This window comes from Microbacterium sp. SA156, from assembly GCF_049065455.1.
Lineage (GTDB): Bacteria > Actinomycetota > Actinomycetes > Actinomycetales > Microbacteriaceae > Microbacterium > Microbacterium barkeri.
Genome location: NZ_JBAKGU010000011.1, coordinates 22,613 through 39,509, shown reverse-complemented (window position 1 = coordinate 39,509; position 16,897 = coordinate 22,613). Strand labels below are relative to the sequence as shown.

At 71.0% G+C, this 16,897-nt stretch carries 15 protein-coding genes; 9 read left to right on the top strand and 6 right to left on the bottom strand.

The features are described 5' to 3' along the window. From uvrC to ACOWU6_RS11460, 9 genes are all read left to right on the top strand, one after another. On the top strand, window positions 1-1,953 hold the full coding sequence (gene uvrC, locus ACOWU6_RS11500) for an excinuclease ABC subunit UvrC (RefSeq protein WP_282979821.1): 1,953 nt from the start codon (window positions 1-3) through the stop codon (window positions 1,951-1,953). 10 nt (window positions 1,954-1,963) lie between these two features. Continuing rightward, window positions 1,964-2,833 carry an RNase adapter RapZ gene (gene rapZ / locus ACOWU6_RS11495; RefSeq protein WP_271174034.1) on the top strand — a complete coding sequence of 290 codons (870 nt, stop codon included), beginning with the start codon at window positions 1,964-1,966 and terminating at the stop codon, window positions 2,831-2,833. Between the two features lie 127 nt (window positions 2,834-2,960). Beyond that, entirely contained in the window at window positions 2,961-3,935 is a 975-nt protein-coding gene (whiA, locus tag ACOWU6_RS11490) for a DNA-binding protein WhiA (RefSeq protein ID WP_271174035.1), read from the top strand. A 127-nt stretch (window positions 3,936-4,062) separates the two neighbouring features. Continuing rightward, the gene (locus tag ACOWU6_RS11485) at window positions 4,063-4,689 is read left to right on the top strand and encodes a superoxide dismutase (protein ID WP_271174036.1); all 627 of its coding nucleotides are present in this window, start codon (window positions 4,063-4,065) and stop codon (window positions 4,687-4,689) included. 99 nt (window positions 4,690-4,788) lie between these two features. Beyond that, on the top strand, window positions 4,789-5,793 hold the full coding sequence (gap, locus tag ACOWU6_RS11480) for a type I glyceraldehyde-3-phosphate dehydrogenase (protein WP_271174037.1): 1,005 nt from the start codon (window positions 4,789-4,791) through the stop codon (window positions 5,791-5,793). A gap of 82 nt (window positions 5,794-5,875) precedes the next feature. Continuing rightward, window positions 5,876-7,090: a phosphoglycerate kinase gene (locus ACOWU6_RS11475; protein ID WP_271174038.1), complete on the top strand. Its 1,215-nt coding sequence runs from the start codon at window positions 5,876-5,878 to the stop codon at window positions 7,088-7,090. After that, on the top strand, window positions 7,081-7,872 hold the full coding sequence (tpiA, locus tag ACOWU6_RS11470; RefSeq protein WP_271174039.1) for a triose-phosphate isomerase: 792 nt from the start codon (window positions 7,081-7,083) through the stop codon (window positions 7,870-7,872). Before ACOWU6_RS11475 ends, tpiA begins: the two co-directional genes overlap by 10 nt. A gap of 98 nt (window positions 7,873-7,970) precedes the next feature. After that, window positions 7,971-8,219, top strand: coding sequence for a preprotein translocase subunit SecG (secG, locus tag ACOWU6_RS11465; protein WP_271174040.1), 249 nt, complete (start codon window positions 7,971-7,973; stop codon window positions 8,217-8,219). Then, window positions 8,219-8,572 (top strand): RNA polymerase-binding protein RbpA, encoded by a 354-nt coding sequence (locus ACOWU6_RS11460; RefSeq protein ID WP_271174041.1) that lies wholly within the window; start codon window positions 8,219-8,221, stop codon window positions 8,570-8,572. Before secG ends, ACOWU6_RS11460 begins: the two co-directional genes overlap by 1 nt. Window positions 8,573-8,805: 233 nt before the next feature. Here the strand turns inward: ACOWU6_RS11460 and pgl are convergent, their stop codons facing one another. The 6 genes from pgl to tkt are packed head-to-tail and all read right to left on the bottom strand — an operon-like array spanning window position 8,806 to window position 16,879. Further along, window positions 8,806-9,579 (bottom strand): 6-phosphogluconolactonase, encoded by a 774-nt coding sequence (gene pgl / locus ACOWU6_RS11455; protein ID WP_324011608.1) that lies wholly within the window; start codon window positions 9,577-9,579, stop codon window positions 8,806-8,808. Continuing rightward, complete coding sequence (locus ACOWU6_RS11450; protein ID WP_421075752.1) at window positions 9,579-10,517, bottom strand: glucose-6-phosphate dehydrogenase assembly protein OpcA; 939 nt, start codon at window positions 10,515-10,517, stop codon at window positions 9,579-9,581. Before ACOWU6_RS11450 ends, pgl begins: the two co-directional genes overlap by 1 nt. Continuing rightward, entirely contained in the window at window positions 10,514-12,061 is a 1,548-nt protein-coding gene (zwf, locus tag ACOWU6_RS11445) for a glucose-6-phosphate dehydrogenase (protein WP_271174045.1), read from the bottom strand. The genes ACOWU6_RS11450 and zwf overlap by 4 nt, the downstream gene beginning before the upstream one ends. 23 nt (window positions 12,062-12,084) lie before the next feature. Further along, complete coding sequence (locus ACOWU6_RS11440) at window positions 12,085-13,683, bottom strand: glucose-6-phosphate isomerase (protein WP_421075751.1); 1,599 nt, start codon at window positions 13,681-13,683, stop codon at window positions 12,085-12,087. Further along, the gene (gene tal, locus ACOWU6_RS11435) at window positions 13,680-14,786 is read right to left on the bottom strand and encodes a transaldolase (RefSeq protein WP_271174047.1); all 1,107 of its coding nucleotides are present in this window, start codon (window positions 14,784-14,786) and stop codon (window positions 13,680-13,682) included. Before tal ends, ACOWU6_RS11440 begins: the two co-directional genes overlap by 4 nt. Next, window positions 14,783-16,879, bottom strand: a complete 2,097-nt coding sequence (gene tkt / locus ACOWU6_RS11430) for a transketolase (protein ID WP_282979824.1) — start codon at window positions 16,877-16,879, stop codon at window positions 14,783-14,785. The genes tal and tkt overlap by 4 nt, the downstream gene beginning before the upstream one ends. Window positions 16,880-16,897: the final 18 nt, after the last annotated feature.

Below are 16,897 nucleotides of genomic sequence, written 5' to 3'. Positions count from 1 at the left end.
ATGGCCGACCAGCTCCCGTACAAGCCGAAGCCGGGGGAGATCCCCGTGAACCCCGGCGTGTACCGCTTCCGCGACGCGCACGGGCGGGTGCTCTACGTCGGGAAGGCGAAGAACCTCCGGCAGCGGCTGTCGAACTACTTCGCGCCGCTGCACACGCTCCACGAGCGCACGCGGCGGATGGTCACGACCGCGTCGTCTGTGGAGTGGACCGTCGTGCCGACCGACGTCGACTCGCTGCAGCTCGAGTACCAGTGGATCAAGGAGTTCGACCCGCCGTACAACGTCCGCTACAAGGACGACAAGTCGTACCCGTTCCTCGCGATCACGCTGGGCGACGAGGCGCCGCGCGTGATGGTGACGCGCAACCGGCGCATCCCCGGCGCGAAGTACTTCGGGCCGTACCCGAAGATCTGGGCCGTGCGCGACACGATCGACCTGATGATCAAGGTGTTCCCGATCCGCACGTGCAGCGACGCGTCCTACAAGCGCGCGATGCAGACGGGGCGGCCGTGCTTCCCCGGGCAGATCGGCAAGTGCGGCGGCCCCTGCTCGCAGCGCGTGACGATCGAGGAGCACCGCGCGATCGTCGACGACTTCATCGCGTTCATGAACGGCGGCGACGAGCGCTTCACGCGCGAGCTGACCGCGCGGATGAAGGCGGCGGCGGCCGCGATGGACTACGAGCAGGCGGCGGTGTACCGCGACAAGCTCGCCTCGATCGACGCCGTCCTCAACAAGAGCGCGCTCGTGCTGCCCGAGGACACCGAGGCGGACCTGTTCGGCGTCGCGGAGGACGAGCTCTCCGCGGCCGTCCACCACTTCGTGATCCGCGGCGGCCGCGTGCGCGGCGTCCACTCGACGACGATCGACAAGGAGCTCGACATCTCGGGCCCCGACCTCGTCGACCAGATCCTCCAGCGCGTGTACGGCGATGCGGCGCCCGCCGACATCCCGCGTCGCGTGCTCGTGCCCGTCCTCCCGCCCGATGCGGCGGAGATCGAGGAGTGGCTCTCCGGCAAGCGCGGCCGCCGCGTGGAGGTGCTCGTGGCGCAGCGCGGCCAGCGCGCCGAGCTGCTGCGCAATGCGACCCTCAACGCCACGCAGGCGCTCATGCGGCACAAGACGCGGCGCACGAGCGACTACGCCGCCCGCTCGCAGGCGCTCAGCGATCTGCAGGAGGCGCTCGGGATGGACGAGGCGCCGCTGCGCATCGAGTGCTACGACATCTCGCACCTGCAGGGCACGAACGTCGTGGCGTCGATGGTCGTGTTCGAGGACGGGCTGCCGCGCAAGGACCAGTACCGGTCGTTCTCGATCGCCGAGACCACCGACGACACCGACTCGATGCACCAGGTGCTCATGCGCCGGCTCGCGTACCTCGACCGCCCCGAGGAGGTCGAGCCCGACGCCGCGGAGCTCGCGACGAGCGGCGAGGACGGCGTCGTCACGGCCCCCGCGAAGCGGCGGCGATTCGCGTACCCGCCGCAGCTCCTCATCGTCGACGGCGGGCAGCCGCAGGTCGCGGCCGCCGCCCGCGCGCTCGCGGACTCGGGCCACGAGGAGATCGCGCTGTGCGGGATCGCGAAGCGCCTCGAGGAGCTCTGGCTGCCGGGGGAGGACTACCCCGTGATCCTCCCGCGCACGTCGGAGGCGCTCTATCTCGTCCAGCGTCTGCGCGACGAGGCGCACCGGTTCGCGATCACGCACCAGCGCAAGCGGCGGCGTCGCGACATCCGCACGGTGCTGAGCGAGGTGCCGGGGCTCGGCGACGCGCGCATCCGCTCCCTGCTCCGGCACTTCGGCTCGGTGGCCGCCCTCCGCGAGGGGACGATCGAGCAGATCGAGGAGCTCCCGGGGATCGGCCCGAAGCTCGCGACGACGATCTACGAGCACCTGCACCGCGAGGATGCGCGCGAGGCCGCCGTCGACGCGGCAGGAGCGGATGATCGCTAGGCTGGCGTCGATGACGGAGACAGCGGGCGAGGTCCTGATCGTGACCGGGATGAGCGGCGCGGGCCGCTCGACGGTCGCGAACGCCCTCGAGGACCTCGACTGGTACGTCGTCGACAACCTGCCCCCGCAGATGCTGCGCCCGCTGCTCGACCTCTCCGGGCGCCTCGGCGACCAGCTGCCGCGGATCGCGGCGGTCGTCGACGTGCGCGGCCGCGACCTCTTCGCCGAGCTGCCGGCGGCCACCCAGGCGCTGCGTGAGCGCAACAACCTCCGGATGCTCTTCCTCGACGCGTCGGACGACGTGCTCGTGCGCCGCTTCGAGGCCGTGCGCCGGCCCCATCCGCTGCAGGGCGACGGGACGCTGCTCGACGGCATCCGCCGAGAGCGCGAGATCCTCGCTCCCGTGCGCGGCAGCGCCGACATCATCATCGACACCTCGAGCTACAACATCCACCAGCTCGCCACGCACGTGACCGACCTCCTCCGCGAGGAGGGGGCGCCGCGGCACCGCGTCACCGTCATGAGCTTCGGGTTCAAGTACGGTCTGCCGCCCGACGCGGACCTCGTCGCCGACATGCGCTTCCTCCCCAACCCGTTCTGGAACGACGACCTCCGCGCGCTCACCGGGCAGGACCCCGCGGTCAGCGACTACGTGCTCGATCAGGAGGGTGCGCGCGCGTTCCTCGACGCGTACGCTGAGGCCCTGACACCCGTGCTCGAGGGCTACCAGCGCGAGAACAAGAGCCACTCCACGGTCGCCGTCGGGTGCACGGGCGGCAAGCACCGCTCCGTCGCGATGGCGCTGGCGCTGGCGGAGCGGCTGAAGGACGTCCCGGGTGTAGCGGTCCGCGTGCGGCACCGCGATCTCGGGCGCGAGTAGACGGCGCCGACGGCGCCATAACCCCGTCGGCTGGGAGTTCGCACCCGGTCGCCGCGGGGGTATGGCGGCTAAGCTTGACCCTTGCGCCAAAATGGCCGAATCACCGTCTTCGAGAGTGGGGAAATCCGTGTCACTGACCGCCGATGTCAAGGCAGAGCTGATCACCGTCAGGGACCCGCGTCCTTCGGTTCGGATCGCTGAGACGACGGCGCTGCTGCGATTCTCGGGCGGCCTCCACTCCATCGCCGGCCGCGTCGCGGTCGAGGCCGAGGTCGACTCGCCCCACCTCGCTCGCCGCGTCGCGCGCGACATCGCCGAGATCTACGGCGTCCGCCCCGAGATCGCGCACATCCAGGGCTCGGGGTCGCGCGACGGCGAGCACTTCGCGGTGCGCGTCGTCGACGGAGGTGAGACGCTCGCGCGGCAGACCGGCCTGCTCGACCAGCGCCGCCGCCCCGTGCGCGGTCTCCCCAACCGGCTGACCACCGGCACGCGCGACGACCTGGCCGCCATCTGGCGCGGCGCCTTCCTCGGCGCCGGCAGCCTGTCCGAGCCGGGGCGCTCGGCGTCGCTGGAGGTCGCCTGCCCGACCGGCGAGGCCGGCATGGCCATCGTCGGAGCGGCCGGGCGCATCGGCATCTCCGCGAAGGCGCGCGAGGTGCGCGGCGTCCCGCGCGTCGTCATCCGCGAAGCCGAGGGCATCCGCGGCATGCTGCAGGCGATCGGCGCCGTCAAGGTCGCGGCCGAGTGGGACCAGATGCGGCAGCGCCGCGAGGTGCGCGCTGGCGTCAACCGGCTCGTGAACTTCGACGACGCCAACCTCCGCCGCTCGGCGCAGGCCGCCGTCGCCGCGTGCGCGCGCGTCGAGCGCGCCCTCGAGATCCTCGGTGAGGACGTTCCCGATCACCTCCGCGAGGCCGGCACGCTCCGACTCGCGCACCGCGACGCGAGCCTCGACGAGCTCGGCCACCACGCCGACCCGCCGCTCACGAAGGACGCCGTCGCCGGCCGCATCCGCCGTCTGCTCGCGATGGCCGACAAGCGCGCCGAGCAGGAGGGCATCCCGGGCACGCAGGCCGCGGTGCCCGTCGGCGCGGAGTAATCCGGCGTCAAGGCCCATCCCCGGTCCTCCCCGCGTCATTAGGATGTGAGGGAACCCTCCGTCCGCGCAGCGGGGAGGCACCGGACAGCGCCGCTCGGCGGCGCCGAGAGATGGGAAGAATCGACGCATGGCGAAGTACACGCTCCCGGAGCTCACCTACGACTACGCAGCCCTCGAGCCGCACATCAGCGGCCGCATCATGGAGCTGCACCACTCCAAGCACCACGCGACGTACGTCGCCGGCGCCAACACCGCGCTCGAGCAGCTCGCGGAGGCCCGTGCGAAGGGTGAGTTCGCGAACGTCAACAAGCTCGAGAAGGACCTCGCGTTCAACCTGGGCGGGCACACCAACCACTCGATCTTCTGGACGAACCTCACGCCCGAGGGCCAGGAGCGCCCCGAGGGCGAGATCGCCGCGGCGATCGACGAGTACTTCGGCGGGTTCGAGGGCTTCCAGGGCCAGTTCAACGCGGCCGCCCTCGGCATCCAGGGGTCCGGCTGGGCGGGCGTCTTCTGGGACTCGATCGGCCAGCAGCTGATCATCCAGCAGTTCTTCGACCAGCAGTCGCAGTTCGCGGCGGGCACGGTCCCCGTCCTGCTGCTGGACATGTGGGAGCACGCCTTCTACCTCGACTACCAGAACGTGAAGGCGGACTACGTCAAGGCGTTCTGGAACATCGTCAACTGGGACAACGTGCAGCAGCGTCTCGCCGCCGCACGCGAGAAGACCGCCGGTCTCCTGGTAGCGTCCTGAGTGACACGGCCGTCCGACGCGGGGTGCGAGCCCGCCCGGACGGCCTTCCCCTCCACAGCGCCTGTGCGGGCGCACCAACGATATTCAGGAGAAGACCCAGTGTCTGTTCGGATCGGAATCAACGGCTTCGGTCGTATCGGCCGCAACTACCTCCGCGCGGCTCTCGCGCAGGGGGCTGACCTCGAGATCGTCGCCGTCAACGACCTCACCGACAACAAGACCCTCGCGCACCTGCTCAAGTACGACTCGATCCTGGGCGTGCTCGACCAGGAGGTCACCTACGACGAGACGTCGATCACGGTCGGCGGCCGCAAGATCGCCGCCCTCGCGGAGCGCGACCCGGCGGCCCTGCCCTGGGGCGAGCTCGGCGTCGACATCGTCATCGAGTCGACCGGTCGCTTCACGAACGCCGACGACGCGCGCAAGCACATCGAGGGCGGCGCGAAGAAGGTCATCATCTCGGCTCCCGCGAAGGGCGAGGACGCGACGTTCGTCCTCGGCGTGAACGAGGACCAGTACGACCACGAGAACCACCACATCATCTCGAACGCGTCGTGCACCACGAACTGCCTCGCTCCCCTCGCGAAGGTGTTCAACGACAAGTTCGGCATCGTCCGCGGCCTCATGACCACGGTCCACGCGTACACGGCGGACCAGAACCTCCAGGACGGTCCGCACTCGGACCTCCGCCGCGCCCGCGCCGCCGCGCTCAACATCGTGCCGACCTCGACCGGCGCGGCCAAGGCCATCGGCCTCGTGCTGCCCGAGCTCAAGGGCAAGCTCGACGGCTTCGCGCTCCGCGTGCCGGTCCCCACCGGCTCGATCACCGACCTCACGGTCGAGACCGAGCGCGAGCTCACGCTCGACGAGATCAAGGCCGCCTACAAGGAGGCCGCGGAGGGCCCGCTCAAGGGCATCCTCAAGTACACCGAGGACGAGATCGTGTCGAGCGACATCACGCACGACCCGCACTCGTCGATCTTCGACGCCGGCCTGCTCCGCGTGCTCGGCACGCAGGTCAAGCTCTCGTCGTGGTACGACAACGAGTGGGGCTACTCGAACCGCCTCGTCGACCTCACCGAGCTGGTCGCCTCGAAGTTCTGACAGACGGACAGCTCCCGGGAAGCCCGTCGGCATGTGGTGTGCACCCGTGCCGGCGGGCTTCCCGCCTGTAGATTGAGAAACGATGTCACTGCGAACACTCGATACCCTCGGCGATCTCGCCGGCAAGCGCGTCATCATCCGATGCGACTTCAACGTCCCGCTCGCGGACGGCGTCATCACCGATGACGGCCGCCTCCGCGCGTCGCTGCCCACGCTGACCGCCCTGCTCGACGCGGGCGCTCGCGTCGTGGCGGTCTCGCACCTCGGGCGCCCCAAGGGCGAGCCCGACCCCCAGTACAGCCTCAAGCCGGTCGCGGACCGTCTCGCCGAGCTGCTCGACCGCCCTGTCGCCTTCGCGACGGACACGGTCGGCGACTCCGCGCGCGAGACCGCCGGCGCACTCGAGGACGGCCAGCTCGCCGTGCTCGAGAACCTGCGCTTCAACGCGGGCGAGACCGCGAAGGACGACGCAGAGCGCGGCGCCTTCGCCGATCAGCTCGCCGAGCTCGCCGACGTGATGGTGTCCGACGGGTTCGGCGTCGTGCACCGCAAGCAGGCGAGCGTCTACGACCTCGCCCAGAAGCTCCCGAGCGCCGCCGGCCTGCTCATCGCCAAGGAGCTCGAGGTGCTGGACACCCTGACCGAGAGCCCCGTGCGCCCGTACACGGTCGTGCTCGGCGGATCGAAGGTGTCCGACAAGCTCGGCGTCATCGACCACCTGCTCCCGCGTGTCGACCGCATCCTCATCGGCGGCGGCATGCTCTTCACGTTCCTCGCCGCGCAGGGCCACAAGGTCGCGTCGAGCCTCCTCGAGGCCGACCAGATCGAGACCGCCCAGGGGTACATCCGCACGGCGGAGGAGAAGGGCGTGCAGCTGATCCTCCCGACCGATGTGGTCGTGGCCTCGAAGTTCGGCGCCGACGCGGAGCACGTCGTGACCGCGGCCGACGCGATCGAGGAGTCGCCCTTCGGCGCCTCGGGCCTCGGGCTCGACATCGGACCGGAGACCTCGGCGGCGTTCGCCGAGGCCATCCGCGGCTCGAAGACCGTGTTCTGGAACGGCCCGATGGGCGTGTTCGAACTCGAACCGTTCGCGGCGGGCACGAAGGCCGTGGCGCAGGCGCTCACCGAGGTCGACGGACTCAGCGTCGTCGGCGGCGGAGACTCCGCGGCCGCCGTGCGCCAGCTCGGGTTCGACGACTCCGCGTTCGGTCACATCTCGACCGGCGGCGGCGCCAGCCTCGAGTTCCTCGAGGGCAAGAAGCTTCCCGGACTGGAGGTGCTCGGATGGGCGTGACGAAGAGGACCCCGCTGATCGCGGGGAACTGGAAGATGAACCTCGACCACCTGCAGGCGGTCGCGCTCGTGCAGAAGCTGCACTGGGCTCTCAAGGACGCCAAGCACGAGGACGGCAGCGTCGAGGTGGCGGTCTTCCCGCCGTTCACCGATCTGCGCAGCGTGCAGACGCTCCTCGACGCAGACAAGATCGCGTTCACGCTGGGCGCGCAGGACCTGTCGACGCACGACGAGGGCGCCTACACGGGCGAGATCTCGGGCGCGTTCCTCAAGAAGCTCGCCGTGTCGCAGGTCATCATCGGGCACTCGGAGCGCCGCGAGTACCACGCGGAGACCGACGAGGTCGTCGCCGCGAAGGTCCAGGCCGCGCTGCGCCACGAGCTCGTCCCGGTGATCTGCGTGGGCGAGACGAGCGAGGATCTCGAGAAGCACGGCGCGAGCGCCGTGCCGGTCGCGCAGCTCGAGAAGGCGATCGCGGGCGTGCCCGCCGACGCGGAGATCGTCGTCGCCTACGAGCCGGTCTGGGCGATCGGATCGGGCCAGGCCGCGACGCCGCAGCAGGCGCAGGAGGTGTGCGCGAAGCTCCGCGAGGTGCTCGCCGACAGGCTCGGCGCCGACACCGCGGCGCGCACGCGCGTGCTCTACGGCGGCTCGGTCAAGGCGGCCAACATCGCGAGCTTCATGCGCGAGCCCGACGTCGACGGCGCGCTCGTCGGCGGAGCCAGCATCAAGGTCGACGAGTTCGCCTCGATCATCCGCTTCGAGAAGCACGTCGGCGTGTGAGCGCATGCGGCCCGGGCGCGTGCGCTTGGGCCGCATGCCCCTCGCCGTATACTGAACTCCTGTGCGCGGCGCACGCGCGCACTCACGAAAGGCTCTCCGTGGAAGTTCTCGAGTTCATCCTCCAGGTCATCCTGGGCGTCACCAGCCTCCTGCTGACGCTGCTCATCCTCCTGCACAAGGGCCGCGGCGGCGGGCTCTCCGACATGTTCGGCGGCGGGATGTCGCAGGCCGTGGGCTCGTCGGGCCTCGCCGAGCGCAACCTGAACTACCTGACCGTCATCCTCGCGCTGGTGTGGTTCCTCTCCATCGTCGGCCTGGGCCTCATCACCAAGTTCCAGGTGATCTGATGGCCGTCGGCGGCAACGCGATCCGCGGGACGCGCGTCGGATCGGGCCCTATGGGCGAGCAGGACCACGGCCACCACGCCGATCGCGTGGCGGTGTCGTACTGGGATGCGCTCGGCAACGAGACCGTGCGGTACTACGCGGCGGGCGTGGCCGAGGAGGAGATCCCCGACGTCATCGACCATCCGCACTCCGGACTGCCTGCGGGGCGCGACCGCGAGAACCCGCCGGAGGCCTCGCGCAACGAGCCCTACAAGACGCACCTCGCGTACGTGAAGGAGCGCCGCACGGACGAGGAGGCCGAAGAGCTCCTCGGCGACGCGCTGCAGAAGCTCCGCGAGAAGCGCGGCCAGTAGACCATCTGCGAGAAGGCCCCCGATCCTGAGGATCGGGGGCCTTCTCGTTGCGCTCGCGATGCGTTTCGCCTCGCTTCGCTCGCTCAACGACCGGAGGCGGCTCGCTGCGCTCGCGGAGCGTTTCGCCTCGCTTCGCTCGCTCAACGACCGGAGGCGGCTCGCTGCGCTCGCGATGCGTTTCGCCTCGCTTCGCTCGCTCAACGACCGGACGCGGCTCGCTGCGCTCGCGATGTCTAGTCGGGGTCGATGAGGTCGTCGGGCACCTCGGCGGCCGCGGCCGCATCGGTGAACACGATCGTCTGCTCGGTGCCGTACGCGCCCGCCGCCGGCACGGACGCGTAGCTCGCGCCCGCCATCACGAGCCCGAGAGCCGACGCCTTGTCGGCGCCGGCCAGCACCATCCACACCCGCGCGGAGCCGTTGATGACGGGGCGGGTGAACGTGACGCGCTCGGGCGGCGGCTTGGGGGAGTCGCGCACCGGCAGCACCACGGCGTCGGTCACCGCGACCTCACCGCGATCGGGGAAGAGCGAGGCGACGTGGCCGTCGGGGCCGACGCCGAGGAAGCACACGTCGAACGCGGGGAAGCGGCGCTCCTCGGACGACGCGAAGCGCGCGAGCTCGTCCGCGTAGGCCGTCGCCGCCTCGTCGAGGGTGACCCCGTCGTCGGCTGCGGCCGGCTCGTGGACGTTCTCGGCCGGGATGGCGATGCGGTCGATGAGCGCCGCGCGGGCCTGACCCGCGTTGCGCTCGGCATCGCCGCGCGGCACGAACCGCTCGTCGCTCCACCACAGGTGGACGAGCGACCAGTCGATGTTGTCCCGCCAGGGGTGCGCGGCCGTCGCCTCGAGGACCGCGATGCCCATCGAGCCGCCCGTGAGCGACACGTGCACGGGGCGCGAGAGCTGGGTGAGCTGCGCGAGCAGTCCCACGAAGCGGTTCGCGACGTGCTCCGCGAGCGCGGGCTTGTCGGGCTGGACGACGACCCGCGTGTCGGCGTCGGCCATCAGAACTCCTCCGTGGGCGGCCCCAGGCGCTCCCAGCCGTCCGTGAGGACGCGGCCGTACAGCAGGTCGGGGTCGAGGCGACGCAGCTCCTCGGCGATGCACTCGCGCAGCGAGCGGCGGGGGAGGAGGAGCACGTGGTCGGGCTGGCCCGGCTGGGTGAGGCGCGCGTGCGTCGCGCTCGTGCGCTCGAGCACGATGTCGCCTCCCGCGCGGCGCAGCACGACGGAGTGGATGCCGTGGTTCCAGCGCTCGGGCGCCTCGTAGCACCACTCGACGGGCACGTCGAGCGCCATCCCGAGCCAGGCGGCGAGGAGGGCGGTCGACGGAGACGTCGAGGCGCCGCGCACCTCGACGGCCGTGACGGGCTCGAACGGCGGCTGGTCGAGCACCGCAGCGAGCTGCTCGCGCCAGCGCGTGAGGCGGGTCCACGCGAGGTCGGTGTCGCCGGGCGTGTAGACGAGGTCGAGCTGGCGCAGGCGGTCCGGCGCGTACGGAGCGGTGGACGTGTCGGTGATGCGCCGCTGGGCGATGCGGCCGAGCGCGTCCTTGCCGGGGCGTGCGGGCGGCTCGTCGGGCCACCACACGACGACGGGCGCGTCGGGCAGCAGCAGGCCGGTGATGAGGGTCTCCTCGTTGCTCGCCGCGGGGCCGAATGCGCGCAGCACGATGACCTCGCTCGCGCCGGCGTCGCCGCCCACGCGGATCTCGGCGTCGAGCCTCGCCTCGCCGCGCGGGTCGGTCACGAGCACGATGACGCGCATCGGGTGCTCGCGCGACGCGTCGTTCGCGGCGTCGATGACGGCCTCGTCCAGCGTCCGCTTCGACTTGATGATGAGCGTGAGCACGCGGCCGAGAGCGACCGCGCCGCCCTCCTCGCGCACGGAGACGAGGCGCTTGGCGACCTCGCTGACGCTGGTGTCGGGAAGGTCGATGATCACGGGCGCCTCCAAACGCGGCCGTCGCGGGCGAGGAGCGCGTCGGCGGATGCCGGCCCCCACGACCCGGAGTCGTACTGCTCGAGCGGCTCGTCGAGCGAAGCCCAGTACTCCTCCACGGGGTCGAGGATGCGCCAGGACAGCTCGACCTCCTCGTGGCGGGGGAACAGGGGCGGGTCGCCGAGCAGCACGTCGAGGATGAGCCGCTCATACGCCTCGGGGCTGGCCTCGGTGAACGCGTGGCCGTACCCGAAGTCCATCGTGACGTCGCGGACGTTCGTGCCGGCGCCCGGGACCTTCGAGCCGAAGCGCAGCGTCACGCCCTCGTCCGGCTGCACGCGGATGACGAGCGCGTTCTGGCCGAGCTCGCTCGTCTGGCCGCGCGAGAACAGGTGCTCGGGGGCGCGCTTGAACACGACCGCGATCTCGGTCACACGACGCCCGAGGCGCTTGCCCGTGCGGACGTAGAACGGCACTCCGGCCCAGCGGCGGGTGTTGATGTCGAGCTTGATGGCCGCGTACGTCTCCGTGCGCGACTCCGGGCTCATCCCGTCCTCCTCGAGGAAGCCGGTCACCTTCTTCCCGCCCTGCCATCCGCCCGCGTACTGCCCGCGCGCGGTCGCCGTGGAGAGGTCGGCCGGCAGCGTGACGGCCGCGAGCACCTTCTCCTTCTCCGCGCGCAGGTGCTCAGCGGAGAGGCTGATCGGCTCCTCCATGGCGGTGAGGGCGAGCAGCTGCAGCAGGTGGTTCTGGATGACGTCGCGCGCCGCGCCGACGCCGTCGTAGTAGCCCGCACGACCGCTCACGCCGATGTCCTCGGCCATCGTGATCTGCACGTGGTCGACGTAGTTGCGGTTCCAGATCGGCTCGTACAGCTCGTTCGCGAAGCGCAGCGCCAGGATGTTCTGGACCGTCTCCTTGCCGAGGTAGTGGTCGATGCGGAAGATCGAGTCGGCGGGGAACGCGGCCTCGAGGGCGTCGTTGAGCTCGCGCGCGGACTCGAGGTCGTGGCCGAACGGCTTCTCGATCACCACGCGGCGCCAGCGGTTGTCGTCGGGCTTGTCGTCCACGAGCCCCGACTCGAGCAGCTGCTGCGCGACGACGGGGAACGACTTCGGCGGGATCGACAGGTAGAACGCGTGGTTGCCCATCGTCCCGCGCTCGACGTCGAGGGTGTCGACGGTCTCGCGCAGACGGCGGAATGCCGCGGGGTCGTCGAACTCGCCCTGCACGAAGCGGATGCCCTGCGCGAGCTGCTGCCAGGTCTCCTCGCGGTACTCGGTGCGCGCGTGCTGCTTGACGGCCTCCTGCACCACCTGGGCGAAGTCCTCGTCCTCCCAGTCACGGCGGGCGAACCCGACCAGTGCGAAGCCGGGGGGCAGCAGGCCGCGGTTGGCCAGGTCGTACACCGCGGGCATGAGCTTCTTGCGCGAGAGATCGCCGGTGACACCGAAGATCACGAGGGCACTGGGCCCCGCGATGCGGTTGAGGCGGCGGTCATCGGGATCGCGCAGCGGATTGACGCCGCGCGAGATGTCAACGGTCATGAAAGGGGGGACTCCTCTTGCCCTTACTGCGCTGCTTCGAACAGCGAGAGAACCTCGGTCTGGGGATCGGTGAGAGTGAGCGTCACGACGGGCCGGCCGAGCGCGGCCAGGACCTTCGCGTCGCCGTCGGCCTGCGCCTCGATGAGCTGCCCGAACGTGAAGGGGAGACCGGGGATCTCGAGGTCGACCGGCGTGCGCTCCGTGATCTGCACGAAGACGCCCTGCGCGGGGCCGCCCTTGTGATACTGCCCGGTCGAGTGGAGGAACCGCGGCCCCCACCCGAAGGTCGCGGGGCGACCCGAGTCGGCGGCGACCATCTCGCGCAGGCCGTCGAGCTGCGGCACCTCGGTGCGCGCGACGTAGGCCTGGATCGAGACGTACCCGTCCTCCGGCAGACGCGCCCACAGCGCGTCCAGGACGCCCGCGATCGTCCCCGACTCGGCGAGTGCGGGGTCGCTCACGCGCACCTCGACGCCGTCCTCCGTGAAGGCGGGGGCGGCGGGCTCGGGACGCTGCGCGAGAAGTCCGCGCGCGGCCTCCTTCGCCGACTCGACGTCGGGCTGATCGAACGGGTTCACCCCGATGAGACGCGACGCGACCGCGATCGCGTACTCCCACACGAGGAACTGCTCGCCGAGCGCTCCGCTCACGAGCACCTCGCCGGGGTTGTGGTGCGGCGCATCGTCGACGTCGTCGACGATGCGCACGAGCTGCATGTCGGACGGCGTCTGCTCGACCTCGGGGGAGACCGGGAGGAGGACGACCGGCAGGATGCCCTTGCCGTCCTTGCCTGTGGACTCGGCGAGCAGCTGCTCGATCCAGTCGGGGAGTCCCTCGAGGCGCGTGCCGTCGGCGATGAGGCCGAGCTTGTCGCGGCGCGGCTCGGTCGCGGCGATCGCCGCTCCCAGCACGAGAGCGGGGTTCGACGGCGAGTCGATCGCGACGTCGAGCATCACGGCTTCCGCTTCGTCGAGCAGCCGCTCGATGTCCGCGCCGGCGAGGCCGCTCGGCACGAGGCCGAACGCCGTGAGGGCGGAGTAGCGGCCGCCCACCTCGGGGTCGGCGGCGAAGACGCGATAGCCGGCCTCTCGGGCAGCCGTGTCGAGCGGCGAGCCCGGGTCGGTCACGACGACGATGCGCTCTGCGGGGTCGATGCCGAGATCGCGGAAGGCGGTCTCGAAGACGCGGCGGTGCGCGTCGGTCTCGACGGTCGAGCCGGACTTCGACGAGACGACGAGCGCCGTGCGCTCGAGGCCGCCGTCCAGAGCGGCCAGCACGTCGCCCGGGGAGGTCGAGTCGAGGATGCCGAGCTCGACGCCGGCCGAGCGCGCGATCACCTCGGGGGCGAGCGACGAGCCGCCCATCCCCGAGAGGACGATGCGGTCCACACCGCGCGCGCGGAGGTCGTCGCGCAGGGCGACGATCTCGGCCACGAGCGGGCGCGAGTTCGCGACGGCCTGGACCCAGCCGAGCCGGCGCGCCGCCTCGCCCTCCGCCGAGGAGCCCCACAGGGTGGGGTCCTCGGCGGTGATGCCCGATGCGACGAGATCCGCGACGAGGCCGGGAACGGCCTCCTCTGCGGCGGTCCTCGCCGCACCGGACACGCGGATGGCGAATGTCACTTGGCGGACTCCAGTGCGGTGCGCACGGTCTCCTGGAGGTCGTGCCACGACGCGATGAACTTCTCGACGCCCTCGTCCTCGAGCACCTGGGTCACGTCGGCGAAGTCGACGCCCACGCCCGCGAGCGCGGAGAAGACCTCGCGCGCGTCCTCGTACGCGCCCGTCACGGTGTCGCCCGTGACGACGCCGTGATCGAACGTGGCCTGGAGCGTCTTCTCGGGCATCGTGTTGACGACGCCCGGGGCGACGAGCTCGGTCACGTAGAGGGTGTCGGGAAGCGCCGGGTCCTTGACGCCGGTCGAGGCCCACAGCGGACGCTGCAGGTTCGCGCCGGCGGCGAGCAGGCCCTTCGCGCGGTCCTCCGCGAACTTCTGCTCGAACAGCTCGTACGCCAGGCGCGCGTTGGCGAGGCCGGCCTTCGACTTGAGCGCGAGCGCCTCGTCCGTGCCGATCGCCGCGAGGCGCTTGTCGACCTCGGTGTCCACGCGCGACACGAAGAACGACGCGACGGAGTGGATGCCCGACAGGTCGTGCCCGGCCTCCTTCGCCTTCTCGAGGCCGGCGAGGTAGGCGTCGATGACCTCGGCGTAGCGCTCGAGGCTGAAGATCAGCGTGACGTTGACGGAGATGCCCGCGCCGATCACCTCGGTGATGGCGGGCAGGCCCGCCTTCGTCGCGGGGATCTTGATGAGGACGTTCTCGCGGTCGACGGCCGCGTGGAGCTGCTTCGCCTGCGCGATCGTGCCCTCGGTGTCGTGGGCCAGGTCGGGGGAGACCTCGATCGACACGCGCCCGTCCACGCCGTTCGTGCGGTCGTAGATCGGACGGAAGATGTCGCAGGCGTCGCTCACGTCGGTCGTCGTGAGCGCGAAGATCGCGTCGTCGGCCGAGGCGCCCGCCGCGGCCTGCGCCGCGATCGAGTCCTCGTAGCCCACGTGCGCCGAGATCGCGCCCTGGAAGATCGTCGGGTTCGTCGTGATGCCGACGACGTCGCGCGTCTCGATGAGCTCGTGCAGGTTGCCCGACGTGATGCGCGAGCGCGACAGGTCGTCGAGCCAGATGCTGACGCCGGCGGCGGACAGGTCTGCGGTGGGGGAGGTCATGCGTTCTCCTTGAGGGTCTCGCGTGCGGCCGCCACGACGGCGTCCGCGGTGATGCCGAACTTCTCGAACAGCGTCTTGTAGTCGGCGGAGGCGCCGAAGTGCTCGATGGAGACCGAGCGGCCCTTGTCGCCGACGATGCCGCGCCACGTGAGCGCGACGCCCGCCTCGACCGAGACGCGCGCGGTGACGGACGAGGGCAGCACGCTCTCGCGGTACTCCTCGCTCTGCTCGGCGAACCACTCGAGCGACGGCGCGGACACGACGCGCGCGTTCACGCCGTCGGCCGCGAGGCGCTCGCGCGCCTCGACGGCGAGCTGCACCTCGGAGCCCGTCGCGATGAGGATGACATCGGGCGTGCCGTTCGGCGCCTCGGCCAGGACGTAGGCGCCCTTGACGGCGTGAGCCGCGGAGGCGAACACGTCGCCGCGCGCCTCCCCGTCGCCGCGCTCGTAGACGGGGATGTTCTGACGCGTGAGCGCGATGCCCGCGGGGCCCTGACGGCGACGCAGGATCTCGAGCCACACGACGCCCGTCTCGTTGGCGTCCGCGGGACGCACGACGGCGAGGTTCGGGATCGAGCGGAGCGTCGCGAGCTGCTCGACGGGCTGGTGCGTCGGGCCGTCCTCGCCGAGGGCGACGGAGTCGTGCGTCCAGACGAACACGCTGGGCACGTTCATGAGCGCCGCGAGACGGACCGCGGGGCGCATGTAGTCGCTGAAGATGAGGAACGTGCCGCCGAAGGCGCGCGTCGGGCCGTGCAGGACGATGCCGTTGAGGATGGCGCCCATCGCGTGCTCGCGGATGCCGAAGTGCAGCACGCGGCCGTAGGGGTTGCCCGACCACTCGTGCGTCGACCACTCGGCGGGGATGAACGACGCGGCGTCCTTGATCGTCGTGAGGTTCGACTCGGCGAGGTCGGCGGAGCCGCCCCACAGCTCGGGCAGCTCGGCCGCGAGGGCGTTGATGACCTGGCCCGACGCGGCGCGCGTGGACACGTCCTTGCCCGCCTCGAACACGGGAAGCGCGCTCTCGATGCCCTCGGGCAGCTCGCCCGCCTGCAGGCGGTCCCACAGCGCCTTGCGCTCGGGGTTCGCCTCGGCCCACGCGTCGAACGCCTTCTGCCACTCGGCGTGCGCGGCGGCGCCGCGCTCGAGGAGCTGGCGCGTGTGCGCGATCACGTCGTCGGCGACCGCGAAGTGCTCCTCGGGGTCGAACCCGAGGACCTTCTTCGTCGCGGCGAGCTCCTCGGCGCCGAGCTTCGCGCCGTGGATCTTGCCGGAGTTCTGCTTGCCCGGCGAGGGGTAGCCGATGATCGTCTTCAGGATGATGAGCGACGGCTTCGAGGTCTCGGCCTTGGCCGCCTCGATCGCCGCGAACAGCTCCTGCACGTCCTCGACGTACTCGCCCGACTTCTTCCAGTCGACCGTGAGCACCTGCCAGCCGTACGCCTCGTAGCGCGCGGCGACATCCTCGGTGAAGGCGACGTTCGTGTCGTCCTCGATCGAGATCTGGTTCGAGTCGTAGATCGCGATGAGGTTGCCGAGCTGCTGGTGGCCCGCGAGCGAGCCGGCCTCGCTCGTGACGCCCTCCTGCAGGTCGCCGTCGCCCGCGATCACGTAGATGTGGTGGTCGAACGGGCTCTCGCCCGCCGGCGCCTCGGGGTCGAACAGGCCGCGCTCGTAGCGCGCCGCGTACGCAAAGCCGACCGACGAGGCCAGGCCCTGACCGAGCGGGCCGGTCGTGATCTCGACGCCCTTCGTGTGGCCGTACTCGGGGTGGCCGGGGGTCAGCGAGCCCCACGTGCGCAGTGCCTTGAGGTCGTCGAGCTCGAGCCCGAAGCCGCCGAGGTACAGCTGCACGTACTGGGTCAGCGAGGAGTGGCCAGCGGACAGGATGAACCGGTCGCGACCGGGCCACTGCGTGTCCGCAGGGTCGTGCCGCAGCACCCGCTGGTACAGGAGGTACGCCGCGGGAGCGAGGCTCATCGCCGTTCCCGGGTGGCCGTTGCCGACCTTCTCCACGGCGTCTGCCGCCAGCAGGCGTGCTGTGTCCACAGCGCGCCGATCGATCTCATCCCAACGCAGTTCCGACACCGGACCGCCTTTCGTGGT

Coding starts and splice junctions, on each gene's coding strand:
- uvrC (WP_282979821.1), top strand. CDS start 1: ATGGCCGACCAGCTCCCGTACAAGCCGAAGCCGGGGGAGATCCCCGTG.
- rapZ (WP_271174034.1), top strand. CDS start 1,964: ATGACGGAGACAGCGGGCGAGGTCCTGATCGTGACCGGGATGAGCGGC.
- ACOWU6_RS11485 (WP_271174036.1), top strand. CDS start 4,063: ATGGCGAAGTACACGCTCCCGGAGCTCACCTACGACTACGCAGCCCTC.
- ACOWU6_RS11475 (WP_271174038.1), top strand. CDS start 5,876: ATGTCACTGCGAACACTCGATACCCTCGGCGATCTCGCCGGCAAGCGC.
- tpiA (WP_271174039.1), top strand. CDS start 7,081: ATGGGCGTGACGAAGAGGACCCCGCTGATCGCGGGGAACTGGAAGATG.
- ACOWU6_RS11460 (WP_271174041.1), top strand. CDS start 8,219: ATGGCCGTCGGCGGCAACGCGATCCGCGGGACGCGCGTCGGATCGGGC.
- pgl (WP_324011608.1), bottom strand. CDS start 9,579: ATGGCCGACGCCGACACGCGGGTCGTCGTCCAGCCCGACAAGCCCGCG.
- zwf (WP_271174045.1), bottom strand. CDS start 12,061: ATGACCGTTGACATCTCGCGCGGCGTCAATCCGCTGCGCGATCCCGAT.
- tal (WP_271174047.1), bottom strand. CDS start 14,786: ATGACCTCCCCCACCGCAGACCTGTCCGCCGCCGGCGTCAGCATCTGG.